Source organism: Bordetella petrii, assembly GCF_017356245.1.
GTDB lineage: Bacteria > Pseudomonadota > Gammaproteobacteria > Burkholderiales > Burkholderiaceae_B > Bordetella_A > Bordetella_A petrii_D.
In genome coordinates this window covers 3,351,700-3,377,872 of sequence record NZ_JAFMZZ010000001.1, presented here as the reverse complement: position 1 = coordinate 3,377,872, position 26,173 = coordinate 3,351,700, and the positions used below count along the sequence as shown (strand labels likewise).

The 26,173-nt window shown below is 66.6% G+C and carries 24 protein-coding genes; 13 read left to right on the top strand and 11 right to left on the bottom strand.

Annotated features, from left to right (window positions below):
- Nucleotides 1–4: 4 nt before the first annotated feature.
- The 4 genes from sdhA to J2P76_RS16185 all read right to left on the bottom strand — a co-directional run bounded on the left by sdhA (nt 5) and on the right by J2P76_RS16185 (nt 3,485).
- A complete protein-coding gene (sdhA, locus tag J2P76_RS16200) occupies nt 5–1,783 on the bottom strand; it encodes a succinate dehydrogenase flavoprotein subunit (protein WP_207408703.1) in 1,779 nt (592 codons plus the stop codon).
- Nucleotides 1,784–1,786: 3 nt separating this feature from the next.
- Nucleotides 1,787–2,170, bottom strand: a complete 384-nt coding sequence (sdhD, locus tag J2P76_RS16195) for a succinate dehydrogenase, hydrophobic membrane anchor protein (RefSeq protein WP_207408702.1) — start codon at nt 2,168–2,170, stop codon at nt 1,787–1,789.
- The gene (sdhC, locus tag J2P76_RS16190) at nt 2,171–2,584 is read right to left on the bottom strand and encodes a succinate dehydrogenase, cytochrome b556 subunit (RefSeq protein WP_012248742.1); all 414 of its coding nucleotides are present in this window, start codon (nt 2,582–2,584) and stop codon (nt 2,171–2,173) included.
- Nucleotides 2,585–2,705: 121 nt separating this feature from the next.
- Nucleotides 2,706–3,485, bottom strand: coding sequence for a GntR family transcriptional regulator (locus tag J2P76_RS16185; RefSeq protein ID WP_207408701.1), 780 nt, complete (start codon nt 3,483–3,485; stop codon nt 2,706–2,708).
- A gap of 298 nt (nt 3,486–3,783) precedes the next feature.
- Here J2P76_RS16185 and J2P76_RS16180 point away from each other — a divergent pair, with 298 nt between their 5' ends.
- The 3 genes from J2P76_RS16180 to prpC all read left to right on the top strand — a co-directional run bounded on the left by J2P76_RS16180 (nt 3,784) and on the right by prpC (nt 7,144).
- The gene (locus J2P76_RS16180; RefSeq protein WP_207408700.1) at nt 3,784–4,773 is read left to right on the top strand and encodes a malate dehydrogenase; all 990 of its coding nucleotides are present in this window, start codon (nt 3,784–3,786) and stop codon (nt 4,771–4,773) included.
- 218 nt (nt 4,774–4,991) lie between these two features.
- Complete coding sequence (gene prpB, locus J2P76_RS16175) at nt 4,992–5,885, top strand: methylisocitrate lyase (RefSeq protein ID WP_207408699.1); 894 nt, start codon at nt 4,992–4,994, stop codon at nt 5,883–5,885.
- A 62-nt stretch (nt 5,886–5,947) separates the two neighbouring features.
- Nucleotides 5,948–7,144 (top strand): bifunctional 2-methylcitrate synthase/citrate synthase, encoded by a 1,197-nt coding sequence (gene prpC, locus J2P76_RS16170; protein WP_207408698.1) that lies wholly within the window; start codon nt 5,948–5,950, stop codon nt 7,142–7,144.
- A 185-nt stretch (nt 7,145–7,329) separates the two neighbouring features.
- Here the strand turns inward: prpC and prpF are convergent, their stop codons facing one another.
- The 3 genes from prpF to J2P76_RS16155 all read right to left on the bottom strand — a co-directional run bounded on the left by prpF (nt 7,330) and on the right by J2P76_RS16155 (nt 11,910).
- Nucleotides 7,330–8,511 (bottom strand): 2-methylaconitate cis-trans isomerase PrpF, encoded by a 1,182-nt coding sequence (gene prpF / locus J2P76_RS16165; RefSeq protein WP_207408697.1) that lies wholly within the window; start codon nt 8,509–8,511, stop codon nt 7,330–7,332.
- 73 nt (nt 8,512–8,584) lie between these two features.
- The gene (acnD, locus tag J2P76_RS16160; protein WP_207408696.1) at nt 8,585–11,200 is read right to left on the bottom strand and encodes a Fe/S-dependent 2-methylisocitrate dehydratase AcnD; all 2,616 of its coding nucleotides are present in this window, start codon (nt 11,198–11,200) and stop codon (nt 8,585–8,587) included.
- Nucleotides 11,197–11,910, bottom strand: coding sequence for a GntR family transcriptional regulator (locus tag J2P76_RS16155; protein ID WP_207408695.1), 714 nt, complete (start codon nt 11,908–11,910; stop codon nt 11,197–11,199). The genes acnD and J2P76_RS16155 overlap by 4 nt, the downstream gene beginning before the upstream one ends.
- A 157-nt stretch (nt 11,911–12,067) precedes the next feature.
- On the opposite strand from J2P76_RS16155, the gene J2P76_RS16150 reads away from it, so the two are divergent.
- The 10 genes from J2P76_RS16150 to J2P76_RS16105 all read left to right on the top strand — a co-directional run bounded on the left by J2P76_RS16150 (nt 12,068) and on the right by J2P76_RS16105 (nt 21,775).
- Complete coding sequence (locus J2P76_RS16150; RefSeq protein WP_207408694.1) at nt 12,068–13,519, top strand: bifunctional 2-methylcitrate dehydratase/aconitate hydratase; 1,452 nt, start codon at nt 12,068–12,070, stop codon at nt 13,517–13,519.
- A gap of 318 nt (nt 13,520–13,837) precedes the next feature.
- A complete protein-coding gene (locus J2P76_RS16145) occupies nt 13,838–14,260 on the top strand; it encodes a CopD family protein (RefSeq protein WP_207408693.1) in 423 nt (140 codons plus the stop codon).
- Between the two features lie 31 nt (nt 14,261–14,291).
- Nucleotides 14,292–15,746 (top strand): THUMP domain-containing class I SAM-dependent RNA methyltransferase, encoded by a 1,455-nt coding sequence (locus J2P76_RS16140; protein ID WP_207408692.1) that lies wholly within the window; start codon nt 14,292–14,294, stop codon nt 15,744–15,746.
- A 175-nt stretch (nt 15,747–15,921) separates the two neighbouring features.
- On the top strand, nt 15,922–16,116 hold the full coding sequence (locus J2P76_RS16135) for a hypothetical protein (RefSeq protein ID WP_207409264.1): 195 nt from the start codon (nt 15,922–15,924) through the stop codon (nt 16,114–16,116).
- 123 nt (nt 16,117–16,239) lie between these two features.
- Nucleotides 16,240–16,749, top strand: coding sequence for an RDD family protein (locus tag J2P76_RS16130; RefSeq protein WP_207408691.1), 510 nt, complete (start codon nt 16,240–16,242; stop codon nt 16,747–16,749).
- A gap of 83 nt (nt 16,750–16,832) precedes the next feature.
- Nucleotides 16,833–17,708, top strand: a complete 876-nt coding sequence (locus tag J2P76_RS16125; RefSeq protein WP_207408690.1) for a UDP-2,3-diacylglucosamine diphosphatase — start codon at nt 16,833–16,835, stop codon at nt 17,706–17,708.
- A gap of 137 nt (nt 17,709–17,845) precedes the next feature.
- A complete protein-coding gene (locus tag J2P76_RS16120; RefSeq protein WP_207408689.1) occupies nt 17,846–19,510 on the top strand; it encodes an acyl-CoA synthetase in 1,665 nt (554 codons plus the stop codon).
- 21 nt (nt 19,511–19,531) lie between these two features.
- A complete protein-coding gene (locus tag J2P76_RS16115; protein ID WP_207408688.1) occupies nt 19,532–20,053 on the top strand; it encodes a gamma carbonic anhydrase family protein in 522 nt (173 codons plus the stop codon).
- A 35-nt stretch (nt 20,054–20,088) separates the two neighbouring features.
- Nucleotides 20,089–21,006, top strand: coding sequence for an Hsp33 family molecular chaperone HslO (gene hslO, locus J2P76_RS16110; RefSeq protein WP_207408687.1), 918 nt, complete (start codon nt 20,089–20,091; stop codon nt 21,004–21,006).
- Between the two features lie 67 nt (nt 21,007–21,073).
- Entirely contained in the window at nt 21,074–21,775 is a 702-nt protein-coding gene (locus tag J2P76_RS16105) for a TadE/TadG family type IV pilus assembly protein (protein WP_207408686.1), read from the top strand.
- 13 nt (nt 21,776–21,788) lie between these two features.
- Here the strand turns inward: J2P76_RS16105 and ftsB are convergent, their stop codons facing one another.
- The 4 genes from ftsB to J2P76_RS16085 form a co-directional block, all read right to left on the bottom strand.
- Complete coding sequence (ftsB, locus tag J2P76_RS16100; RefSeq protein WP_207408685.1) at nt 21,789–22,124, bottom strand: cell division protein FtsB; 336 nt, start codon at nt 22,122–22,124, stop codon at nt 21,789–21,791.
- Between the two features lie 66 nt (nt 22,125–22,190).
- Nucleotides 22,191–23,477 (bottom strand): phosphopyruvate hydratase, encoded by a 1,287-nt coding sequence (eno, locus tag J2P76_RS16095; RefSeq protein ID WP_207408684.1) that lies wholly within the window; start codon nt 23,475–23,477, stop codon nt 22,191–22,193.
- A 50-nt stretch (nt 23,478–23,527) separates the two neighbouring features.
- Complete coding sequence (gene kdsA / locus J2P76_RS16090; protein WP_207408683.1) at nt 23,528–24,382, bottom strand: 3-deoxy-8-phosphooctulonate synthase; 855 nt, start codon at nt 24,380–24,382, stop codon at nt 23,528–23,530.
- Nucleotides 24,383–26,029: a CTP synthase gene (locus tag J2P76_RS16085; RefSeq protein ID WP_207408682.1), complete on the bottom strand. Its 1,647-nt coding sequence runs from the start codon at nt 26,027–26,029 to the stop codon at nt 24,383–24,385.
- Between the last annotated feature and the right edge of the window lie 144 nt (nt 26,030–26,173).

The following is a 26,173-nucleotide window of genomic DNA, read 5'->3' as shown; positions in this document are numbered from 1 at the left end:
CTGCTTAGAAAGTACGCGCCTTGGGCGGGAAGGACTCGACCGTCAGGGGCTTCATTTGAACGGGCTTGTAATCCAGGCGGCTGCCATCGGAATACCAGAGGGTGTGCTTCAGCCAGTTCACGTCGTCGCGCTCGGGGTGGTCGTCCAGTGCATGGGCGCCACGGCTTTCGTGGCGATTGGCGGCCGACTTGACCGTGGCGCGCGCCACTTCGATCATGTTGGTCAGTTCCAGCGCCTCGATGCGGGCGGTGTTGAACACCTTGGACTTGTCCTTGAAATAGACATGCTCGGCCTGCTTGGCCAGGTCTTCGATCTGGCCCACGCCTTCGTTGAGCAGGTCCAGCGTGCGGAACACGCCGCAGTGGCGCTGCATCGACACGCGGATGGCATTGGCGACGTCCTGCGTCTTTTCGCCCGAGGTGCGGGCTTCCAGCTTGGCCACGCGGTCCATCGAGAAATCTACGGCTTCCTTGGGCACCGGCTGGTGCGCATGCTGGCGCTCGGGATGCGAGGCCACGATGTGGTTGCCGGTGGCCCGGCCGAACACGATCAGGTCGAGCAGCGAGTTGGTGCCCAGGCGGTTGGCGCCGTGCACCGACACCGCCGCGCATTCGCCGATGGCGTACAGGCCGTTGACGATCTTGCTTTCGCCGTTGACGTGCGTAAGCACCTGGCCGTGGTAGTTGGCCGGGATGCCGCCCATCTGGTAGTGGATGGTGGGCACGACCGGGATCGGCTCTTTGATGGGGTCGACGTTGCCGAACTTGATGGCGATTTCGCGGATGGACGGCAGGCGCTTGTTGATGACGTCGGCGCCCAGGTGGTCGAGCTTGAGCACCACGTAGCTGCCGTCGGGGCCGCAGCCGCGGCCTTCCTTGATTTCCTGGTCCATCGAGCGCGACACGAAGTCGCGCGGCGCCAGGTCTTTCAGGGTGGGCGCATAGCGCTCCATGAAGCGTTCGCCGTCTTTGTTCAGCAGAATGCCGCCTTCGCCGCGCACGCCTTCGGTGATCAGCACGCCCGCGCCGGCCACGCCGGTGGGGTGGAATTGCCAGAATTCCATGTCCTGCAGCGGAATGCCCGCGCGCGCCGCCATGCCCAGGCCGTCGCCGGTATTGATGAAGGCGTTGGTGGAAGCCGCCCAGATGCGGCCCGCGCCGCCGGTGGCCAGCACCGTGGTCTTGGCTTCCAGGATGTAGATGTCGCCGGTTTCCATTTCGAGCGCGGTGACGCCGACCACGTCGCCGGCTTCGTTGCGCAGCAGGTCCAGCGCCATCCATTCGACGAAGAACTGGGTGCGCGCCGCCACGTTGCGCTGATACAGGGTGTGCAGCAGCGCGTGGCCTGTGCGGTCGGCAGCCGCACAGGCGCGCTGCACGGGTTTTTCACCAAAGTTGGCGGTGTGTCCGCCGAATGGACGCTGGTAGATCGTGCCGTCGGCATTGCGGTCGAACGGCATGCCGAAATGCTCGAGTTCGTACACGGCATTGGGCGCTTCGCGGCACATGAATTCGATGGCGTCCTGGTCGCCCAGCCAGTCCGACCCCTTCACGGTGTCGTACATGTGCCAGTACCAGTTGTCTTCGCTCATGTTGCCCAGCGACGCGCTGACGCCGCCCTGGGCCGCCACGGTGTGCGAGCGCGTGGGGAAAACCTTGGACAGGACCGCCACCGACAGGCCCGCCTGGGCCAGTTGCAGCGAGCAGCGCATGCCGGCTCCGCCGGCGCCGACGACCACCACATCAAACTGGCGGCGCGGCAGGGAATTCATGACAGAGACCACGGCTTAGATACTCCAGAGGATTTGCGCGAAATAGACGACCGAACCGACCAGCCAGAGGAGGGTCAGCACCTGCAGCAGCATGCGCACGCCCGCGGGCCTGACGTAATCCATCCAGATGTCGCGCACGCCGATCCAGGCGTGCCACGCCAGCGCAAAGAAAAACAGTGTGGCCAGGATCTGGCCCAGCGGAAGGGCATAGACGTGGAAGGTGAACAGCGCCTTCCAGTTTTCATACGAGAACGACGGCATGACCAGCATGCCGATGATGAGCACCAGCGTGTACACCGCCATGATGACGGCGGTAAGGCGCTGCGCGATGAAATCGACGACGCCGTAATGGGCGCCCACGACCAGGCGTGTGGGGCCATAGTTCTTGGTAGCGGCCATTTACAGAGCTCCGAACAATTTGAGGGCGAACACGAGGGTCAGCGCCAGGCTGACACCGAAAACCACGCCGGCGCTTTTCTGGGCCGAGACCTTGTCGATGCCGATGTGCAGGTCCAGCACCAGGTAGCGGATGCCGGCGCAGAAGTGGTGCAGGTAGCCCCACACCAGGACCAGCAGGACCAGCTTCACCAGGGGGTTGCCCGCGTATTGCGCCACCTGCGCATAGCTTTCCGGCGAGGCCACGCTGGCCGCGAACAGCGGCAGGATGACCAAGGGAAGACAGAGGAACAGCAGCGCGCCGCTGACGCGGTGCAGAATGGACAGCTTGCCCGCCAGGGGCAGGCGGTAGCGGGCAATTTGCGCAATGCCAATATTGCGGAACTGCGGACGTGGCTTGGCAGCGGTGTCGGACATGACGGCCTCGGTGTTACGGTGCTAGGGATTCGTGACAGCGAAATTGGATTCGCCCTTGCAGGCAAACGCGTTATTTTCGCCCAGAGAACGGGTTGGTATCAAATCGTAGGAAAAAAGCTCATCAATTCAGGCTATTGCGGTAGTGGTATCGATCGGTGAGGTAGAGGCCGCGGCGGATCTCTACCGGCCGGTCGCCGTAGGTATAGGACACGCGGTCGACCTGCAGCAGCGGCGCGCCGGGCTCCACGCCCAGCAGGCCGGCGATTTCGACCGGGGCCGCGACGGCGCGCAGCTTTTCGTCGGCGCGCACCATGCTGACGCCGAATTCGGTTTCAAACAGGCCATACAGCGGCGCCTTGTTGGCGGCCAGCAATTCGAGGGTCAGGCTGCGAAACAGCGAACCGGGCAGCCAGATGTCGTCGATGACAGTGGGCCGGTGGTTCATGGACAACTGGCGGCGGATGGTGACCACCGTTTCGCCGGCGCGCAGTTCGAGCGCGCGGGCGATCTCGGCCGGCGCGCGCAGGCGCCGGCATTCGAGGATGCGGCTTTCGGCGCGCCCGCCCTCGCCTTCTTCGTCGGCGGCCAGGCGCAGGAAGCGGTAGCGCACGCGCGCCTCGTGGTGCGTGGCCACGAAGGTGCCCTTGCCCTGCCGGCGCAGCAAGAGGTGTTCGGCGGCCAGCTCATCGACCGCCTTGCGCACCGTGCCCTGGCTGACCTGGAAACGGGCCGCCAGGTCGATTTCGCTGGGGATGAGTTCGCCGGGCTTCCATTCGCCGCGCTCGAGGCTCTGCACCAGCAGGCCCTTGATCTGGCGGTAAAGCGGACTGAAAGCGGCCCCTTCGCCCGCCGTGCGGGCGGCGCGATGGCGTGGTGCGGGATCGGGCCTGGGGTCTGCCATGGAAGTCGTTGTATGTGCTTGTTCGGCGGCGCGGCCCGCGCGAAACGGCGCTGGCGCTGCCATGGCGTCCGCGCTGCGGACGGGCGTACCGGGCAAACGCATCATTGTGGCATAACGCGGCTGGCGTTGTCCAACGTCTTATGTCTTATATAAGATATAAGAGCGATTGACGTATACGTAAATTCCATCTAGGATTCAAAGCTACCTGCCGGCTGTCCGGCGGCACGCCCGAGCGTGCCCAGCGATTACACTGATTGGCGAGATTTTTGTCTCACCGAACTCATTACGGAGAACCTTCATGTCCAAGCCCGCCATGCGTGTCGCCGTCACCGGCGCCGCCGGCCAAATCGGTTACGCCCTTCTGTTTCGCATCGCCTCCGGCGAGATGCTGGGCAAAGACCAGCCGGTCATTCTGCAACTGCTGGAAATCCCCGACGAAAAAGCGCAAAAGGCCCTGAAGGGCGTCATCATGGAACTGGATGACTGCGCCTTCCCGCTGCTGCAGGAAATCACCGCCCACAGCGATCCGCGCACCGCCTTCAAAGACGCCGACGTCGCCCTGCTGGTGGGCGCCCGCCCGCGCGGCCCCGGCATGGAACGCAAAGACCTGCTCAGCGTCAACGCCCAGATCTTCACGGCCCAGGGCAAGGCCCTGAACGACGTGGCCAGCCGCAACGTCAAGGTGCTGGTGGTGGGCAACCCCGCCAACACCAACGCCTACATCGCCATGAAGTCGGCGCCCGACCTGCCCGCCAAGAACTTCACCGCCATGCTGCGCCTGGACCACAACCGCGCGCTGTCGCAACTGGCCGCCAAGTCCGGCAAGCCCGTGGCCGACATCGAAAAGCTGGTCGTGTGGGGCAACCACTCGCCCACCATGTACCCCGACTACCGCTTCGCCACCGTCGGCGGCCAGAGCCTGTCCAAGCTGATCAACGACGACGCCTGGAACCGCGATACGTTCATCCCCACCGTGGGCAAGCGCGGCGCCGCCATCATCGAAGCGCGCGGCCTGTCGTCGGCCGCCTCGGCCGCCAACGCCGCCATCGACCACGTGCGCGACTGGGTGCTGGGCAGCAACGGCAAGTGGGTCACCATGGGCATTCCGTCCGATGGCTCCTACGGCATCCCCGAAGGCATCATCTACGGCGTGCCGGTCACCACCGAAAACGGCGAATACAAACGCATCGAAGGCCTGGAAATCGACGCCTTCTCGCGCGAACGCCTCGACTTCACGCTGAAAGAGCTGCTCGAAGAGCGCGACGGCGTGAAAGACCTGCTGAAATAGTGTGACCCGCCCCGGAAGCGCTGCGCGCTTCTCCTCAAGGGGGCGACGCCGCGGACCGGCGAAGCCGGATCCGCGCGTCCCCGCTTGCGGGGCGCCTGGTTCATGCGGCGTGAGTGCTGTGGCGCCGCTTTGAACAACTGAACTGTCCTCGTTGCCGCTATATCAATCTGGCCTGGGCGCCTGAGCGAGCGCCCCGTGCCTTCCACGGAGACTCGCCCATGACCCGACCCGCCTCTCCCGGCGCCCTCTTCCGCCAGGCGCTGGCCGAAGAAAGTCCCCTGCAGATCATCGGCGCCATCAACGCCAACCATGCCCTGCTGGCCAAGCGCGCCGGATACCGCGCCATTTATCTGTCGGGCGGCGGCGTGGCGGCGGGTTCGCTGGGCCTGCCCGACCTGGGCATCAACACGCTCGACGACGTGCTGACCGACGTGCGCCGCATTACCGACGTGTGCGACGTGCCGCTGCTGGTCGACATCGACACCGGCTTCGGCCCGTCGGCGTTCAACATTGCGCGCACCGTGAAAAGCCTGATCAAGTTCGGCGCGGCCGCCTGCCACATCGAAGACCAGGTCGGCGCCAAGCGCTGCGGCCACCGGCCGGGCAAGGAAATCGTCAGCACCGAAGAAATGGCCGACCGCGTCAAGGCCGCGGCCGACGCGCGCACCGACTCCGACTTCTACCTGATCGCCCGCACCGACGCCATCGCCTCGCACGGCGTCGATGCCGCCATCGAGCGCGCGCTGGCCTGCGTGGAAGCCGGCGCCGACGCCATCTTCGCCGAAGCCGCCTACGACCTGCCCACCTACGACCGCTTCGCCAAGGCCGTCAAGGTGCCGGTACTGGCCAACATTACCGAGTTCGGCAAGACGCCGCTGTTCTCGGTGGAAGAGCTGGGCAGCGTGGGCGTGGCCATGGTGCTGTATCCGCTGTCGGCCTTCCGCGCCATGAACAAGGCCGCCGAAAACGTCTACCAGGCCATCCGCCGCGACGGCCACCAGAAAAACGTGCTGGACACCATGCAGACCCGCGACGAACTCTACGACCGCATCGGCTACCACGCTTTCGAATCGCAGCTGGATGCGCTGTTCCAGCAGGGCAAAGGCAAGTAGGCCCGCATTCCTGTTTTTTGTTTACGCCCCATCTACGCCCCGACGGGCAAGGAGTCAGAGACATGAGCACCTCGCAAAAGAAGCCGGCCGCCAAGAAAGCAAGTGCGCCCACCGAGGAAAAGGCCGGGTTCAAGCCCAAGAAATCCGTGGCGCTGTCCGGCGTGGTGGCCGGCAACACGGCCCTGTGCACGGTCGGCCGCACCGGCAACGACCTGCACTACCGCGGCTATGACATCCTGGATTTCGCCGGCACCGCCGAGTTCGAAGAAATCGCCCACCTGCTGGTGCACGGCAAGCTGCCCACCAAGGCCGAACTGAAAGCCTACAAAGAAAAGCTGCGCTCGATGCGCGGCCTGCCGGCCCAGCTGCAGGACGCCCTGGAATGCCTGCCCGCCGCCAGCCACCCTATGGACGTGATGCGCACGGCCGTATCCGTGCTGGGCTGCGTGCTGCCCGAAAAAGACGACCACAACATCCCCGACGCGCGCGACATCGCCGACCGCCTGATGGCCAACCTGGGCTCGGCGCTGCTGTACTGGTATCACTACAGCCACAACGGCCGCGTCATCGACGTGCAAACCGACGACGACAGCATCGGCGGCCACTTCCTGCACCTGCTGCACGGCAAGAAGCCGTCCGACGACTGGGTGCGCGCCATGCACACCTCGCTGATCCTGTACGCCGAGCACGAATTCAACGCATCGACCTTCACCGGCCGCGTCATTGCCGGCACCGGTTCCGACATCTATTCGGCCGTTACCGGCGCCATCGGGGCGCTGCGCGGGCCCAAGCACGGCGGCGCCAACGAAGTGGCCTTCGAAGTGCAGAAGCGCTACGACAGCCCCGACGAAGCCGAGGCCGACATCCGGCGCCGCGTCGAGGCCAAAGAGGTCATCATCGGCTTCGGCCATCCGGTATACACGGTGTCCGACCCGCGCAACAAGGTCATCAAGGAAGTCGCGCACAAGCTGTCGAAGAAGGCCGGCAGCACCAAGATGTTCGACATCGCCGAACGCCTGGAAACCGTGATGTGGGACGTGAAGAAGATGTTCCCCAACCTGGACTGGTTCTCGGCCGTCAGCTATCACATGATGGGCGTGCCCACCGCGATGTTCACCCCGCTGTTCGTCATCGCGCGCACCGCGGGCTGGTCGGCGCACATCATCGAACAGCGCGTCGACAACAAGATCATCCGCCCCACCGCCAACTACGTGGGCCCCGAAGACCAGAAATACGTGCCCCTGGAAAAGCGCAAGTAAGCGCCGGCAGGCAAGCACATGCAAAAGCCTGGGCTCGCGCCCAGGCTTTTTTTTGGCTTGCCGGTGTAGTTCGCAGGTGTCTGACTCCACAGGTGTCAGACGTCGAAGTGGGCAAAGGCTGTCTCAGTCGTGCGGTGTCAGGCACCCTGCCGGGAGCCTGACACCTGGGCATGCCGGCACTGCGTTCACCGGCCAGGCACGCGCACCCAGCCTTCCATCAGCACGCGGGCGCTGCGCGACATGACGGCCTTGGTCACCGTCCATTCGCCGTCGACCTGGCGGGCCTGCGCGCCCACGCGCAGCGTGCCTGACGGGTGCCCGAAGCGCACGCCGTCACGCTCGCCGCCGCCTGCGGCCAGGTTCACCAGGGTGCCGGGCACTGCGGCCGCCGTGGCGATGGCGACCGAAGCCGTGCCCATCATGGCGTGGTGCAGCTTGCCCATCGACAGCGCCCGCACCAGCAGGTCGACATCGCCGGCGCCGATCCGCTTGCCGCTGGATGCGGTGTAGTCGGCCGGCCCGGCCACGAAGGCCACCTTGGGCGTGTGCTGGCGGCTGGCAGCCTCTTCCAGCGAACCGATCAGGCCCATGCGCAGCGCGCCATGGGCGCGGATGGTTTCGAAGCGCGCCAGCGCGGCGGCGTCGCCGTTGATATCGTCCTGCAGTTCGGTGCCGGTGTAGCCCAGCGCCGCCGCTTCCAGAAAAATGGTGGGGATGCCGGAATTGATGAAGGTGGCCTTGAAGGTGCCCACGCCCGGCACTTCGAGTTCGTCGACCAGGTTGCCGGTGGGAAACATCGAGCCGCCCGCGTCTCCTTCGTCGGCCGGATCCATGAATTCGATCTGCACCTCGGCGGCCGGGAAAGTGACGCCGTCGAGCTCGAAATCGCCGGTTTCCTGCACGGCCCCGCCGGTCATGGGCACGTGGGCGATGATGGTCTTGCCGATATTGGCCTGCCAGATCCGCACGATGGCGATGCCGTCAGCAGGCACCCGCTGCGGGTCGACCAGGCCGTTGGCGATGGCGAAGGGGCCGACGGCGGCCGACAGGTTGCCGCAATTGCCGCTCCAGTCGACAAAAGGCTGGTCGATGGACACCTGGCCGAACAGGTAGTCGACGTCGTGGTCGGGCCGGCTGCTCTTGGCCAGGATGACCGTCTTGCTGGTGCTGGAAGTGGCCGCGCCCATGCCGTCGATCTGCTTGCCGTAGGGGTCCGGGCTGCCGATCACGCGCAGCAGCAGCGCGTCGCGCTCGGGGCCGGGTACCTGGGCCGCCTGGGGCAGGTCGGCCAGCTTGAAGAACACGCCTTTGCTGGTGCCCCCGCGCATGTAGGTGGCGGGAATCCTGATCTGGGGTGCATGGGCCATGATGCTGTCCTGGAAAACGGAGTATCGAGAAAAAACGCGGGGCGCCCGGCGGACGCCCCGGCTGTATGGAAAATCAGCTGGCGCGGCGGGCGGTTTGCGCGGACTCGGCTTCGAGGAAGTCTTGCGCAAAACGCTGCAGCACGCCGCCGGCTTCGTAGATGGACACTTCTTCGGCCGTGTCCAGGCGGCAGGTGACGGGCACCTGCACCGTCTGCCCGTTGCGGCGGTGCACGACCAGCGTCAGGTCGGCGCGCGGCTGGCGCTCGCCGACCACGTCGTAGGTCTCGGTGCCGTCCAGTTCGAGCGTGACGCGGTTGGTGCCGGGCTTGAATTCCAGCGGCAGCACGCCCATGCCGAGCAGGTTGGTGCGGTGGATGCGCTCGAAGCCCTCGGCAACGATGACTTCCACGCCGGCCAGCCGCACGCCCTTGGCGGCCCAGTCGCGCGAGGAGCCCTGGCCGTAGTCGGCGCCCGCCACGATGATGAGCGGCTGCTTGCGCTGCATGTAGGTTTCGATGGCTTCCCACATGCGCATGACTTTGCCTTCGGGCTCGACGCGCGCCAGCGAACCCTGCCGCACGCTGCCGTCGTCGTTGCGCACCATTTCGTTGTACAGCTTGGGGTTGGCGAAGGTGGCGCGCTGCGCGGTCAGGTGGTCGCCGCGGTGGGTGGCGTACGAGTTGAAGTCTTCTTCGGGCAGGCCCATTTTCGCCAGGTATTCGCCGGCCGCGCTGTCGGGCAGGATGGCGTTGGACGGCGAAAGATGGTCGGTGGTGATGTTGTCGCCCAGCACCGCCAGCGCGCGCATGCCGCGCATCGTGCGCTCGCCGGCCAGCGCGCCTTCCCAGTACGGCGGGCGCCGGATGTACGTGCTGGCGGCGCGCCATTCGTACAGCGGGCTGGCGGTTTCGCGGCGCTGGTCGCGGATGCCGAACACGGGCTCGTAGACCTTGCGGAACTGCTCCGGCTTGACCGCCGCCTGCACCACCGCGTCGATTTCTTCGTCGCTGGGCCAGATGTCTTTCAGGCGGATCGGCTTGCCGCCGGCGTCGGTGCCCAGCACGTCCTGCTCGATGTCGAAGCGGATGGTGCCGGCGATGGCATAGGCCACCACCAGCGGCGGCGACGCCAGGAAAGCCTGCTTGGCGTAGGGATGGATGCGCCCGTCGAAATTGCGGTTGCCCGACAGCACGGCGGTGGAATAGAGGTCGCGGTCGATGATTTCCTGCTGGATGGCCGGATCCAGCGCGCCCGACATGCCGTTGCAGGTGGTACAGGCGAACGCCACCACGCCGAAGCCCAGCTGTTCGAGTTCGGCCGTCAGGCCGGCTTCGTCCAGGTACAGGGCCACGGTCTTGGAGCCGGGCGCCAGCGAGGTTTTCACCCAGGGCTTGCGGGCCAGGCCGGCGCGGTTGGCGTTGCGCGCCAGCAAGCCGGCGGCGATGACGTTACGGGGATTGCTGGTATTGGTGCAGCTGGTGATGGCGGCGATGATGACGGCGCCATCGGGCATCAGGCCGGGCTGGACTTCGGCCGGGCCGGCGATGCCGCGCCCGGCCAGGTCGGCCACGGGCAGGCGGCGATGCGGATTGGACGGACCGGCCAGCGTGCGCACCACGCTGGACAGGTCGAACCGCAGCACGCGCTCGTACTGGGCGTTCTTCAGGGTGTCGGACCACAACCCGGCGGCGCGGGCGTAGGTTTCCACCAGCTTGACCTGCGCATCGTCACGGCCGGTGAGCTTCAGGTAGTCGATGGTCTGGCCGTCGATGGAGAACATCGCGGCGGTGGCGCCGTATTCCGGCGCCATGTTGGAAATGGTGGCGCGGTCGCCCAGGGTGAGGCTGGACGCGCCCGCGCCGAAGAATTCCAGGTAGGCGCCCACCACCCGTTCCTTGCGCAGGAACTCGGTCAGCGTCAGCACGATGTCGGTGGCGGTGATGCCGGGCTGGCGGCGGCCGGTGAGCTCGACGCCGACGATGTCCGGCAGCCGCATCCACGAGGCCCGGCCCAGCATCACGTTTTCGGCTTCCAGGCCGCCCACGCCCACGGCGATGACGCCCAGCGCATCGACATGCGGCGTGTGGCTGTCGGTGCCCACCAGCGTGTCGGGATAGGCCACGCCGTCTTGCGCGTGGATGACCGGCGACATGCGCTCGAGGTTGATCTGGTGCATGATGCCGTTGCCCGGCGGCACCACATCGACGTTGCGGAACGCCTGCCGGGTCCATTCGATGAAATGGAAGCGGTCTTCGTTGCGGCGGTCTTCGATGGCGCGGTTCTTCTGGAAGGCGTCGGGCTCGAAGCCGCCGTGCTCGACCGCCAGGGAGTGGTCGACGATCAATTGCACCGGCACCACCGGGTTTACCTTGGCCGGGTCGCCGCCCTTGTCGGCAATGGCGTCGCGCAGGCCGGCCAGGTCCACCAGCGCGGTCTGGCCCAGGATGTCGTGGCACACCACGCGCGCCGGAAACCACGGAAAATCGAGATCGCGGCGGCGCTCGACCAGTTGCCGCAGGGCGTCGTCGAGCAGCGCCGGATCGCAGCGGCGCACCAGGTTCTCGGCCAGCACGCGCGATGTATAAGGCAGGCCATCGTAGGCACCGGGCGCGATCGCTTCTACGGCGGCGCGCGCATCGAAGTAGTCCAGGCGGGTGCCCGGCAGGGGCTTGCGGTATTTTGTGTTCATGCCTCGGTGCGCGCCAGGTTGCCCTGCGCGATCTGGTGTTCAATGTTGAGACGCGATGCGCGGATGTGCCTGCGCATCAGGAGTTCCGCCAGTTCCCCGTCGCCATCGGCGATGGCGTCGAGGATACGGTGATGCTCGGCATACGCCTGGCGGGGACGGTTGGGCGTGGCCGAATACTGGATGCGGTACATGCGGGCCAGTTGGTAGAGCTCGTCGCAGAGCAGGCGGATCAGCATCTGGTTGCCGCTGGCCTGCACGATGCGGTAGTGGAAATCGTAGTCGCCTTCCTGCAGGTAGTAGCCGCGCCCCGCCTGGAAGGCCTCGTCGCGCTCGTGCGCCTCGAGCACGCGGCGCAGCTCGCCGGCGGTGGCGGGCGTCATGCGTTCGGCGGCCAGGCGGCAGGCCATGCCTTCGAGGGATTCGCGAATCTGGTACAGCTCGCACAATTCTTGCTGGCTAAGCGACACGACCCGCGCCCCCACGTGCGGCACGCGCACCAGCAGCCGCTGGCCTTCGAGCCGGTGGATGGCCTCGCGCAGCGGCCCGCGGCTGATGCCGTACGTGCGCGCGAGTTCAGGCTCGGACATTTTGCTGCCGGGTGCGATTTCGCCCTTGACGATGGCCGCCTGGATCTTGCGGAAAACGTGGTCCGACAGGGTTTCGGCCTCGCCTTCGGCAGCCACTGGCAGCGTCAAGATTTTGGTGTCCATGTCGACAATTCATGCGTTATGACTGGGGAAATTATAGCCATTTCGATATTTTCGAGCTAGATTGTCGACAATCAAACCGCAATCGGCTGTTGATGACTCACGCCGTGGCGCCGCGCGCCACCTCACGCGCCGCGCCGGCCCGACCTAGGAGCCCACCATGTCCGCCCCTGTCTCGAACGTCCGTCCCGATCCGGACCAGGTTCTGGTCGATATCGTCGACTATGTCCTGGGCTATGAAATCGAAAGCGCCCTGGCCTATGAAACCGCCCGCAACTGCCTGATCGACACCCTGGGCTGCGGCCTGGAAGCGCTGGAATACCCGGCCTGCCGCAAGCTGCTGGGCCCCATCGTGCCGGGCACCGTGGTGCCCAACGGCGCCAAGGTGCCCGGCACGCAGTTCCAGCTGGACCCGGTGCAGGCCGCGTTCAATATCGGCACGATGATCCGCTGGCTGGATTTCAACGACACCTGGCTGGCCGCCGAATGGGGGCACCCATCCGACAACCTGGGCGGCATCCTGGCCACGGCCGACTGGTTGTCGCGCAATGCGGTGGCCGCGGGCAAGACGCCGCTCACCATGCGCGACGTGCTTGCCGGCATGATCAAGGCGCATGAGATCCAGGGCTGCATTGCCCTGGAAAACTCGTTCAACAAGGTGGGCCTGGACCATGTGGTGCTGGTCAAAGTGGCCTCGACCGCGGTGGTGGCGCAGATGCTGGGCCTGAGCCGCGAAGAAATCATCAATGCCGTGTCGCTGGCCTGGGTCGACGGGCAGAGCCTGCGCACTTATCGCCATGCGCCCAACGCGGGCAGCCGCAAGAGCTGGGCCGCGGGCGACGCCACCAGCCGCGCGGTGCGCCTGGCGCTGATGGCGCGCACCGGCGAAATGGGCTACCCCTCGGTGCTGACCGCCCGGACCTGGGGGTTTTACGACGTGCTGTTCAAGGGCCAGCCGTTCAAGTTCCAGCGGCCCTATGGCAGCTATGTCATGGAAAACGTGCTGTTCAAGATCTCGTTTCCGGCCGAATTCCATGCGCAGACGGCGGTGGAATGCGCCATGGACATCCACGGCCGGCTGCAGGCGGCCGGCAAGTCGGCGAGCGATATCAGGCGGATCACCATCCGCACGCACGAGGCCTGCATCCGCATCATCGACAAGCAGGGGCCGCTGAACAACCCGGCCGACCGCGACCACTGCATCCAGTACATGGTGGCGGTGCCGGTGCTGTTCGGGCGCCTGACGGCCGCCGACTATGAAGACGATATCGCCCGCGACCCGCGCATCGACGCGCTGCGCGACAAGATCGCGTGCGTTGAAGATCCCGCGTTCACGCGTGATTACCACGACCCGGACAAGCGGTCGATCGCCAATGCGCTGACGGTGGAATTCAACGATGGCACGCGGCTGGACGAGGTCGTGTGCGAATACCCCATCGGCCACAAGCGGCGCCGCCAGGAAGGCATCCCGCTGCTCGAGGCCAAGTTCCGCACCAACCTGGCCCGCGTCTTCCCGGCCCGGCAGCAGGCGCGGATCCTGGCGGCCTCGCTCGACCAGCAGACGCTCGAGGGCATGCCCGTCCATGAATATGTGGATTTGTACGTGATCTGATTTGAGGTCAAGTGCCTTTTCGTTTCTTCTAGCTCCGTCCGGCACAGGTACAAATAACCGCAAGCCGCGTGGCGCGCTTGTGCCATTGCGAGATCCCGCCAGCCTTGCCGTGGCGGGGTGGGGGCTGGGCGAGTTGACCGGCGGGGCAGCCTGCGCAGCAGGCCGAGGGCGCCTGCATGCGCCCGAGCCCGACGGGCTTCGACCGGCCCCCACCCCGCCACGGCAAGGCGACGCAAGAACTCAATAAACAGAACAAGACAGCCCCGCACCATCCTTGACTACAATGCAGTCATCACTACGCCGCATCGGACGCCCGCCATGCTCTGGGTCAAGGCCTTTCATATTGTCTTTATCGCGTCCTGGTTCGCCGGGCTGTTCTACCTGCCGCGCCTGTACGTGAACCTGGCCCAGCAGCCCGACCCCGCCGTGCAGTCCTGTCTGGTCAGCATGGCGCGCCGCCTGTACCGCTTCACCACCATGCTCGCCATCATCGCCGTGGCGCTGGGCCTGTGGCTGTACGTGGGCTATGGCATCGGCATGGGCCCCGGCAACGGCTGGATGCATGCCAAGCTGCTCTTCGTGCTGCTCATCATCGGCTACCATCATGCCTGCGGCGTGATGCTGCGCAAATTCGAACAGGGCCGCAACACGCGCTCGCACAAGTTCTACCGCTGGTTCAACGAAGTTCCCGTCCTGCTGCTCGTGGCGGTGGTGCTGCTGGTAGTGCTCAAGCCCTTCTGACCCCCCTGCCCGGCCCCTGGCCTGGATTCGTATGTCCTCTGATGAACAAGACCGCCGCAAGACGCTGACGGTCAAGAAAACAGCGCGCGATGCCCATGCCGCCGAGCGCGGCAACAAGCGCGTGCGCAGCGGCGCGCGGGCGCGGTCGGCCGCGCAAATGGAACTGGCGCGCGAAAAAACCGAACGGCGCCGGGCCGACCCTGCCCCGGCTGCCCCCGTCCCGGCGCCCGCCGAGCGGCCCCGGCGGCACGCCGAGCCGCAAAGCGAAGCCGCGCAGGCCGAACAGCCGGCCGTGCGCCGCCGCATGCCGCGCGCCCCGCGCGAAGCCGAAACATTCGACGCCTTCGCCCCCTGCCCCCAGGGCCTGGAAGCGGCGCTGACCGCCGAAATGCAGGCCCTGGGCTTCGCCGATGCCCGCGCCGGCCGCGCGGGCTGCCACTTCAGCGCCGACTGGGCGGGCATGCAGCGCGCCAACCTGTACTCGCGGCTGGCCACGCGCATTCTGCTGCAAGTGGCCCACGCGGAAATCTCGCACGAAGACGACATTCTCGACCTGGCCCGCAGCGTGCCCTGGGAACGCTGGTTCGGCGCCGAGCAGACGCTGCGGGTGGATACCTCGGCCATCAAGAGCCCCGTGCAGAGCCTGCAGTACTGCAACCTGCGCGCCAAGGACGGCATCTGCGACCGCCTGCGCGACCTGGAAGGCGAGCGGCCCAGCATCGACACGGTGCGGCCCGATGCGCGCGTGCACCTGTTCCTGACCGGCCACACCGCCACCCTTTACCTGGACACGTCTGGCGAATCGCTGTTCAAGCGCGGCTGGCGCCTGGACAAAGGCGAAGCGCCGCTGCGCGAGAACCTGGCCGCCGGCATGCTGGCGCTGGCCGGCTGGGATCCCGCCGCCGCGCTGCTGGACCCGTTCTGCGGCAGCGGCACCATCCTGATCGAGGCCGCCTGGATCGCGCTGGGCGTGCCGGCGGGCATTTCGCGCCCGTTCGGCTTCGAGCGGCTGCGCGGCCACGATGCGCGCCGCTGGCACGACCTGAAAGACGATGCGCGCGCGCGCATCCTGCCGGGCCTGGATGCCCCGCTGGTGGGCTACGACCTGGATCCGCTGGCTATCGAATATGCGCGCAACAACGCCGAACGCGCCTGGCTGACCGCCGACACCATCCGCTTCGAAGTGGGCGACGCCTGCCAGGTGCCGGCGCCGGCCGGGCACGGCTGGATCGTCACCAACCCGCCCTACGGCGAACGCCTGCCGGCCGATGACACTGACCTCTGGCGAGCCTGGTCGGCCCACCTGAAGCACGAATTCGCCGGCTGGCAGGTGCACGCCATTTCGAGCGACCGCGACCTACCCCAGCGGCTGCGCCTGAAACCGCTGCGGCGCACGCCGCTGTACAACGGCGCGCTGGACTGCCGCCTGTTCGGCTTCGAACTGGTGGCCGCGGGGTACCGCGAGCGCTCCGACCCCGCGTTGTAAAAAAGCTGCAACATGGCCCCCCTATTGTGGCGATCAAGCCACAAGGCGCCGAATTAACGCATTATCGGCACCAGGAATGCGCACGATGCACCAGGCGCTTGCATAAATTCAGGGTTAACCCTAAAATTCGGGTTAACCCGTAGCAGTTTACATTTACGCAAGCCCTGGAATTATCGTGATCCACGTCAACCCCACCGTCCGACTGACCGACGAACTCGAGCGTCAGCTGATGCTGCAAGCCATCGAAGAACAATTCCGCCCCCGCCCCATGCGCGCACTGGCTTCGGGCCTGCGCAAGCTGGGCAAGGGCATCAAGTCCCTGGTCGCCCGCGAAGCCGCTGGCGCCAAGGCCGCGCACTCGGCCGCCTGAGGCCAGCCCGCGCAACGTACCGATTTCCCCTTGGGGGCTGCTACAGCCCCTTTTAAGACCCACCCGCAACGGTGGGTTTTTTTTGCCCTGATGCGTGCCGAGGATGCGGGATAATACGCCCCCATGACCGACACCCCCACCCCACTGACCCCCAGCCGGCTGCGCCGTTTTGCCTGCATGATGTACGAAACCGTGCTGCTGTTCGGCGTGGTGTTCCTGGCCGGCTACCTGTTCGACACCCTGACCCAGAGCCGCCACGCGCTGATGCTGCGCCACGCCCGCCAGGCCTGGCTGTTCCTGGCCATCGGCGCCTACTTCGTGCTGTGCTGGCGCCGCAAGGGCCAGACACTGCCCATGAAAACCTGGAACATCCGGCTGGTCGACCGCGACGGCCGGCCGCCTTCGGTGCCGCGCCTGATGGCGCGCTACCTGCTGGCCTGGCCGCCCGTGCTGGCGGGGGCCGGCATCGTGGCCGCGGCCTCGGCCGCCACGGGCTGGAAATCGGTCGACATGTTCATCGTGGCCGCGCCCTTCGCCATTTTCATCTGGTCATGGTTCGACCCCGACGGCCAGTTCATGCACGACCGGCTGCTGGGCACGCGCCTGCGCAACGCGCCGCCGCGCAAGGCCTGAGGCGGCAACAGGGACGCATCCGTCACAACAGCGTCATCCTGCGTTCACACCGGCGTCACGGCCGGATGGTTACATCCCTGGGCATGACGACAGCCCCGAGGAACGCCCACGTGAACGAAATCCGCCCCACTCATTGGCGCACACTCTGGATTTCCGACCTGCACCTGGGCACGGTCGGGTGCAAGGCGGACTTCCTGCTGGACTTCCTGGAACAGAACGAGTCCGACACCCTGTACCTGGTGGGCGACATTGTCGATGGCTGGCAGTTGCGCAAGCATTGGCACTGGCCGCGCGCCCACAACGACGTGGTGCAGCGCATCCTGCGCAAGGCCCGCAACGGCACGCGGGTGGTGTTCGTGCCCGGCAACCACGATGAATTCGCACGCGAATTCATCGGCTATGCCTTCGGCGACATCGAGATCCTGGATGAAGACGTGCATGTCACGGCGCGCGGGCAGCGGCTGCTGGTGCTGCACGGCGACCAGTTCGACGGCGTGATCCAGCACAGCAAATGGCTGGCCCACCTGGGCGACACCCTGTACCAGTCGGCCCTGTGGCTGAACCACCATTTCAACCGCCTGCGCCACCGCGTGGGCCTGCACTACTGGTCGCTGTCGCAGTACCTGAAGCACAAGGTGAAGAACGCCGTGGCCTTCATTACCGATTTCGAGGAAGCCCTGGCCGGCGAAGCGCGGCGGCGGGGCCTGGACGGCGTGGTGTGCGGCCACATCCACAAGCCCGAGATGCGCGAGGTGGGTGGCGTGCTGTACTGCAACGACGGCGATTGGGTGGAAAGCCTGTCGGCCCTGGCCGAGTCGCACGACGGCCAGCTGGTGCTGGTGGACTGGGCCGCTCAGCATGCCCGGCGCGAGTCCGGGCCGGCCGCGGCGCGCAACCGCAGGCCCCTGTCGCTGCCGGCGCTGCCTTCGGCCTTGCGCCGGCAGAACAAGCACCCGTAAAAACCCTTATACGTCCCCGTTAGCGGCACGGGAATGTTGCAGTTCGCGGCCCTCTAGGTCATGCTTGCACTTGGGGCATCCCGGCCCCAGGCGGCATTCCCAGGGGACAGTCGCCGGCGCGCTTACAACATAGGGCCATGAACGACCAATATCACGCGCTCTACCAATCATTCCGCTGGCTGGTGCCGACCCAATTCAACATTGCGGAAGCCTGCTGCCACCGCTGGGCGGCCAGCAGTTCCGACGCCCGCCGCATCGCCATCTATTACGAAGACGAAGCCGGCAACCGCGAAGTCTGGACCTATGCGCGCCTGGCCGAGGCGGCCAACCAGCTGGCCAATGGCTTGGTGAAAATGGGCGTCGAGCGCGGCGACCGGATCGGTGTGGTTTTGGGACAACGCCCGGAAACCGCCGTGGCGCACATGGCCATCTACAGCGTCGGCGCCGTGGTGGTGCCACTGTCGTCGCTGTTCGGCCCCGAGGCCCTGGAAACCCGCCTGCGCGACTCGGACGCCCGGGTGGCCATCGTCGACTACGCCTCCAGCGCCAATCTGCTGGCCATCAGCGACAGCTGCCCCAACCTGCACCAGATCATCGGCATCGGCTTCGCCGATGAGCGCGTCCTGCCCTGGCGCAGCCTGCTGGCCCGCCAGCCCGGCGAATTCAAGCCGGTGCCGACGCGCTCGTCCGACCCGGCCATCCTGCTGTATACCTCGGGCACCACCGGCGCCCCCAAGGGCGCCCTGCTGCCCCACAGCGTGCTGATCGGCAACCTGCCGGGCTTCGTGGCCTCGCAAGACTGGTTTCCCAAGCCCAACGATGTGTTCTGGTCGCCGGCCGACTGGGCCTGGACCGGCGGCATGATGGACGCCCTGCTGCCCACCCTGTATTTCGGCCACCCTATCGTGGGCACGCGCGGGCGCTTCACACCCGAGCGGGCTTTCGAGCTGATGGAGCGCTACCAGGTCACCAACACTTTCCTGTTCCCGACCGCGCTCAAGATGATGATGAAAGCCGTGCCCGAGCCGGCCGGCCGCTACCGGCTGGCCCTGCGCTCGGTCATGAGCGCCGGCGAAAGCGTGGGCGAGACGGTGTTTTCGTGGTGCCGGACCGCGCTGGGCATCACGCCCAACGAAATGTTCGGCCAGACCGAAATGAATTACCTGGTGGGCAACAGCCACCTGCGCTGGCCGGCCCGGCCGGGCAGCATGGGGCGCCCCTATCCGGGCCACCAGGTGGCCGTGATCGACGACGCGGGCCGCCCGGTGGCGCCGGGCGAAACCGGTGAAATCGCCCTGAACCGGCTCGATATCCATGGCTTTCCCGACCCCATCCTGTTCCTGGGGTACTGGCGCAACGAAGCCGCCACCCAGGCCAAGTTTACCGGCGACTGGTGCCGCACCGGCGATCTGGCCAGTATCGATGCCGACGGCTACCTGTGGTACGCGGGCCGCGCCGACGACGTGTTCAAGTCGGCCGGCTACCGCATCGGCCCCGGCGAGATCGAAAACTGCCTGCTGGGGCACGATGCCGTGGCCAATGCCGCAGTAGTGCCCAAGCCCGACGCCGAGCGCGGCGCGCTGGTCAAGGCTTACGTGGTGCTGACCCCCGAATACGCCGGCCATGACCGCGCCCAGCTCATCCAGGCCCTGCAGGACCACGTGCGCGACCGCCTGGCGCCCTATGAATACCCGAAGGAAATCGAGTTCATCGACGAGCTGCCCATGACCACCACCGGTAAAATCCAGCGCAGGGTGCTGCGCCAGCGCGAAGAAGCGCGGGCCGCGGCCGCCCAGGCCTGATTGCATACCGGAGACCGCTGCATGCCCATTTACCAGCTCGACGAACAAACGCCCGCCATCGATCCCAGCGTCTACGTCGCCGACAGCGCCGACATCATTGGCGATGTCACCCTGCAGGCCGGCGTCAGCATCTGGTCGCATGTGTCCATCCGCGGCGACAACGCGCCCATCGTCGTCCAGGCCGGCAGCAACATCCAGGAATCCAGCGTGCTGCACGTCGACGAAGGCTGTCCCCTGACCGTGGGCCCGCGCGTCACCGTGGGCCACCAGGCCATGCTGCATGGCTGCACCATCCACGAAGGCGCCCTGATCGGCATGCAGGCCATCGTGCTGAACAACGCCGTGGTGGGGCGCAATTGCCTGGTGGGCGCGGGCGCCATCGTTCCCGAGGGCCGGGTGATCCCCGACAATTCGCTGGTCATCGGCATCGGCAAGGTGGTGCGCGAGCTCACGGCCGAAGAAATCGCCACCATGCACAAGAACACGCGCCACTACGAAACGCGCGCGCAGCACTACAAACGGGCGCTCAAGCGCATCGGCTGAAGCGGCGGGGCCAGGCGATCGGCTAACATTCCCCCATGACCGATCAACTCAAGAAATACCTGTTCGAAGACCGCTCGGTGCGGGTCCAGGCCGTACGGCTGCACGATACCTGGCAGGCCGCCCAGGAAAACCACCAGTACCCGCCCGCCGTCCAGCGCCTGCTGGGCGAACTGATGGCGGCGGCGGCGCTGCTGGCGGCCAATATCAAGTTCGAAGGCTCGCTGCTGCTGCAGATCCAGGGCAGCGGCCCGATCGCGCTGGTGGTGGTCGAATGCCAGTCGGACCTGAGCCTGCGCGCCACCGTGAAAATACGCGAGGGCCACGAAGTGCCCGCCGACGGCGACATGCAGAGCCTGCTCAATGCCGACGGCCAGGGCCGCTTCATCGTGGTGCTGGACCCGCGCCGCAAGGTGCCGGGCCAGCAAACCTACCAGGGCATCGTGCCCCTGGAAGGCGACACCGTGGCGCAGGCCCTGCAGCACTACATGAAGGCGTCCGAGCAGCTCGATACCCGCCTGTGGCTGCAGGCCGACACACAGTACGCGGCCGGCCTGCTGGTGCAGCGCCTGCCCGACCAGGGCGGCGCGGCGCGCGCCGAAAGCAGCGCCGACACGCTTGCGCGCGCCATCGTGCTGGCCGACACGCTCGAGCCCGACGAACTGGTGCGCACCGATATCGACACGCTGATCCACCGGCTGTACTGGGAAGAAACCCTGATCGCCTTCGAGCCCAGCCCGGTGCGCTGGCACTGCCCATGCACGCGCGAGCGCGTATCTTCCATGCTGCGCACCCTGGGCGAACGCGAAGTCGAAGACATCCTGGCCGAGCAGGGCAAGGTGCGCGTTACCTGTGATTTCTGCGGCAAGCCGTATGAGTTCGACGCGGTCGACTGCTCGGGGCTGTTTGCCCCGGCCCGGCCGATGCCCGAACAGGACCCGCCCACCGTCCACTAGGACATCGGCGCCCCAGGGTAGTTGCCACAATCGACGGGGCCGGCAGGCGGCGGGCACACTGCCGGCCATGCGCCATTTCATTCCGCCCCGCTTGCGCCGGCCGCGCCGCAGCCGCGGCGCCACCCTGCTTGAATTCGCCCTGGCCGCCCCGCCGCTGCTGCTGCTGGGCGTGCTGGCGGCCGAAGCCGCGCACTGGCACCTGGCGCGGCAGCGGGCCTACGTGGCCCTGGTCGATGCCGCCCGCGCCGGCGCCACGCAGCACGGCCGGCCCGCGGCCATCGCCCACGCGTTTGAACAGGCCCTGCGGCCGCGCCACGCGCCCGTGGACGGCGGCGCGGCGGGCATGGCGCCCTGGCGCATCGAGGTGCTGCAGCCCGGCGCCGCGGCGTTCCAGGCCCATGCCCGCTCTGGCCTGGCCGTGCCAGGCGCCGCCGGCCGCCGCGCCGTCAGCAACGATTACCAGGCCGAGCAGCACGCGGCGCGCGGCGCGGCGACCGGCGGGCCGACGATTTTCGATGCCAATACCCTGCACCTGCGCCTGACCGCCCTGCACCGGCCGCTGGCGCCCCTGACCCGCGCGCTGCTGCGGCAGGCAGGGCGCCCCGCCGGCACTTGCGCGCAACGCGCCCTGCAGCGCGGGCTGCTGGCCCTGCGGCTGGAACTTCGCATCGAGATGCAGTCGCACCCGGTGGACTGGCATGCGCCGCCCGCCGCGCGGCAAGGGCCGGTGGTGTACGGAACCTGGGATTGCGCCCGCGACGGGCCGTGAAAACCGCCCCGGCTCAGCGGCGCGGCGGCGCGGCCGGCTGGCTGGTGGCGCCGGGCGCCGGCTGGGGCACGGGCGTGCCGGGCGGCACGATCTGCACGAAGACTTCGCCTTCGCGCATCATGCCCAGTTCGCTGCGGGCCCGCTCTTCGATGGCGCCCACGCCGGTGGCGAGGTCGCGCACTTCGGCCTCGAGCGCCGCGTTGCGCGCGCGCAGGCCATCATTGGTTTCGTGTTGCGCGGCCACCTGGCGCTGCAGGTCCCATACTTTGAACCAGCCGCCCTTGCCCAGCCAGAGCGGATACTGGATCAGGCCCAGCAAGACGAGCAGCACCAGGAACAACAGGCGCATATGCGAACACCCTGAACGATTGCGGCCAACCGCAAGGGCCGGGCGCGCCGCGCCCGGCCGGCGTGGTTAACGCAGGTTGTAGAACGCGTCGAGACCGGGGTAAGAAGCCACTTCGGCCAGTTCTTCTTCGATGCGCAGCAGCTGGTTGTACTTGGCCATGCGGTCGGAACGCGACAGCGAACCGGTCTTGATCTGCATGGCGTTGGTCGCCACCGCGATATCGGCAATGGTGGAATCTTCGGTTTCGCCCGAGCGATGCGACACCACCGCGGTATAGCCGGCGCGCTTGGCCATTTCGATGGCGGCGAAGGTTTCGGTCAGGGTGCCGATCTGGTTGATCTTGATGAGGATCGAGTTGGCCACGCCCTTCTGGATGCCCTCTTTCAGGATGCGCGTGTTGGTGACGAACAGGTCGTCGCCCACCAGCTGCACCTTCTTGCCCAGCTGGTCGGTCAGCAGCTTCCAGCCATCCCAGTCGTTTTCGGCCATGCCGTCTTCGATGCTGATGATGGGGTACTTGTCGCACCAGGTGGCCAGCAGGTTGGCGAATTCCTGCGACGACAGCGACAGGCCGCCTTCGCCGGCCAGCGTGTACTTGCCGTCGCGGTAGAACTCGGAACTGGCGCAATCGAGGCCCAGGGCGATCTGCGAGCCCGGCTCGTAGCCGGCTTCGGCGATAGCCTTGAGGATGAGCTGGATGGCCGCTTCGTGGTTGGGCACGTTGGGCGCGAAACCGCCTTCGTCGCCCACGGCCGTGGACATGCCCTGGCCGTTGATGAGCTTTTTCAGGGCGTGGAATACTTCGGCGCCCCAGCGCAGGGCTTCGCGGAAGCTGGTGGCGCCCACCGGCAGGATCATTAGTTCCTGCAGGTCGAGCGTGTTGTTGGCGTGCGCCCCGCCGTTGATGACGTTCATCATGGGCACGGGCATGCTCATGGGGCCGCTGCCGCCGAAATAACGGTACAGCGACAGGCCGGACTCGTCGGCGGCGGCGCGCGCCACCGCCATGCTGGCGGCCAGCAGGGCATTGGCGCCCAGGCGTTCTTTGGTATCGGTACCGTCGAGCTCGATCAAGGTGCGGTCGACGAAGGTCTGTTCCTGGGCGTCCAGGCCCATCAGGGCCTCGGAGATCTCGGTATTGAGGTTCTCGACCGCGCGCAGCACACCCTTGCCCAGATAGCGCGACTTGTCGCCGTCGCGCAGCTCGATGGCTTCGCGCTGGCCCGTGGAGGCGCCCGACGGCACGGCGGCGCGGCCCATGGCGCCGGATTCCAGCAGCACGTCGCACTCGACGGTAGGATTGCCGCGCGAATCGAGAATTTCGCGGCCGATGATATCGACGATTGCACTCATGATTTTTTGATTCCCTGAACGATAGACAGATTCATGACGGCGGCATCGGTTCAGACGAACTGGTTTTCGATGAAGCCGTTGCGTTTGGTCACGCGATCGAGCTCGACCAGCGACTCGAGCAGCGCGGGCATCAGGTCCAGCGGCACCGCATTGGGGCCGTCGGACAAGGCGCAGGCCGGGTTGGGGTGGGTTTCCATGAACAGGCCCGACACCCCGACCGCCACCGCGGCGCGCGCCAGCACCGGCACGAATTCGCGCTGCCCGCCCGAGGACGTGCCCTGCCCGCCCGGCAACTGCACCGAGTGGGTGGCGTCGAACACGACCGGACAGCCCGTTTCCCGCATGATAGCCAGCGAGCGCATGTCGGACACTAAGTTGTTGTATCCGAAAGAAGCGCCGCGCTCGCAGACCAGGATGTTGCTGCCGTCGCCGCCGGCCTCGATGGCGGCGTCGCGGGCCTTCTGGGCGACCTGCACCATGTCGTGCGGCGCCAGGAACTGGCCCTTCTTGATGTTGACCGGCTTGAGCGACGCAGCGCAGGCGCGGATGAAGTCGGTTTGCCGGCACAGGAAGGCCGGCGTCTGCAGCATGTCGACCACGGCGGCCACGGGGGCGACCTGTTCGGTTTCGTGCACGTCGGTCAGGACGGGCACGCCCACCTGGGCGCGCACGTCGGCCAGGATTTTCAGGCCTTCGTCGATGCCCAGCCCGCGGAACGACTTGCCCGAGCTGCGGTTGGCCTTGTCGAACGAGCTTTTGTAGATGAAGGGAATGCCCAGCTTGCCGGTGATTTCCTTCAGGCGGCCGGCGGTATCGAAGGCCAGCTCGCGCGACTCGATGACGCACGGACCCGCTATCAGGAAAAACGGATGCTCCAGGCCGATGTCGAAACCGCAGGCTTTCATTCAGGCCTCCTTGCGGGCGTGATTGGCAATGGCCGCCTCGATGAAGCTGGAGAACAGCGGATGGCCGTCGCGCGGCGTGGAAGTGAATTCGGGGTGGAACTGCACGCCCACGAACCAGGGATGGTCGGGCAGTTCCATCATTTCGGGCAGGTTTTCAGTGGGCGTGCGCGCGCTGATGACCATGCCCGCTTCTTCCAGGCGGGGCACGTAGACGTTGTTGACTTCGTAGCGGTGGCGGTGGCGTTCGTTGACGTCGTCGCCGTAGATGGACTGCGCGCGGGTGCCCGGCTTGACGGGGCAGCGTTGCGCGCCCTTGCGCATGGTGCCGCCCAGGTCGGAGCTGGCGTCGCGCTTTTCGACCTTGCCTTCGCGGTCCATCCATTCGGTGATGAGCGCCACCACCGGATGCGGGGCGGACGGGTCGAATTCGGTGCTGTTGGCGCCGCCCAGGCCGGCGACGTGGCGCGCGAACTCGATGACGGCCAGCTGCATGCCCAGGCAAATGCCCAGGTACGGCACGCCGTTTTCACGGGCGTAGCGGATGGCGGCGATCTTGCCTTCGGTGCCGCGCTTGCCGAAGCCGCCGGGCACCAGGATGGCGTCCAGGTGCTTGAGCTGGTCGGTGCCGCGGGTTTCGATGTCTTCGGAATCGATGTATTCGATGTTGATCTTCGAGCGCGTGTGGATGCCGGCGTGCACCAGGGCTTCGGACAGCGACTTGTAGGATTCGGTGAGATCGACGTACTTGCCCACCATGCCGATGGTGAGCTGGTGCTTGGGATGCTCGAGGGCATCGACCAGGTTGTCCCACATGGACAGGTCGGCCGGCGGCGGCGTCAGGCCCAGCGCTTCGCAGACGATGTTGTCGACGCCCTGCTTGTGCAGCATGGCGGGAATCTTGTAGATGGAATCGGCGTCCCAGACCGAAATGACCGCGTCCAGCGGCACATTGGAGAACATCGAGATCTTGGCGCGCTCGTCGTCGGGAATGGGGCGGTCGGCGCGGCACAGCAGCAGGTTGGGATAGATGCCGATTTCGCGCAGCTTCTGCACCGAGTGCTGGGTGGGCTTGGTCTTGAGTTCGCCGGCCGAGGCGATGAAGGGCACCAGGGTCAGGTGCACGAAGGCGGCGTTGTTGCGGCCCAGGCGCAGGCTCATCTGGCGGGCGGCTTCAAGGAACGGCAGGGATTCGATGTCGCCCACCGTGCCGCCGATTTCGACGATGGCCACGTCGGTGGCGCCGTTCCAGGCGGCGTCGGCGCCGCGCGCGACGAAGTCCTGGATTTCGTTGGTGATGTGCGGAATGACCTGCACCGTCTTGCCCAGGTAATCGCCGCGGCGCTCTTTGCGCAGCACCGATTCGTAGATCTGGCCGGTGGTGAAGTTGTTCACCTTGTGCATCTTGGCCGAGATGAAGCGCTCGTAGTGGCCCAGGTCCAGGTCGGTTTCGGCGCCGTCTTCCGTGACGAACACCTCGCCGTGCTGGAACGGGCTCATGGTGCCGGGGTCGACGTTGATGTAGGGATCGAGCTTGAGCAGGGTGACTTGCAGACCGCGCGATTCGAGGATCGCGGCGAGGGACGCGGCGGCGATCCCTTTGCCCAGGGAAGACACCACACCGCCGGTGACAAATACGTATTTGGTCATCGTAATAGGCGCCCGGGACGAGCGAGCGCATGCGGGAAATTTGGATTATAGCCGGGCGTTCGGCCGATCAGGGGTTTTCCCTGAGGCCCGATCTGGTAACAGTGCGGGGCTGCCGTTGGGGGCCGGGTTGGATGCCTGTTGGTT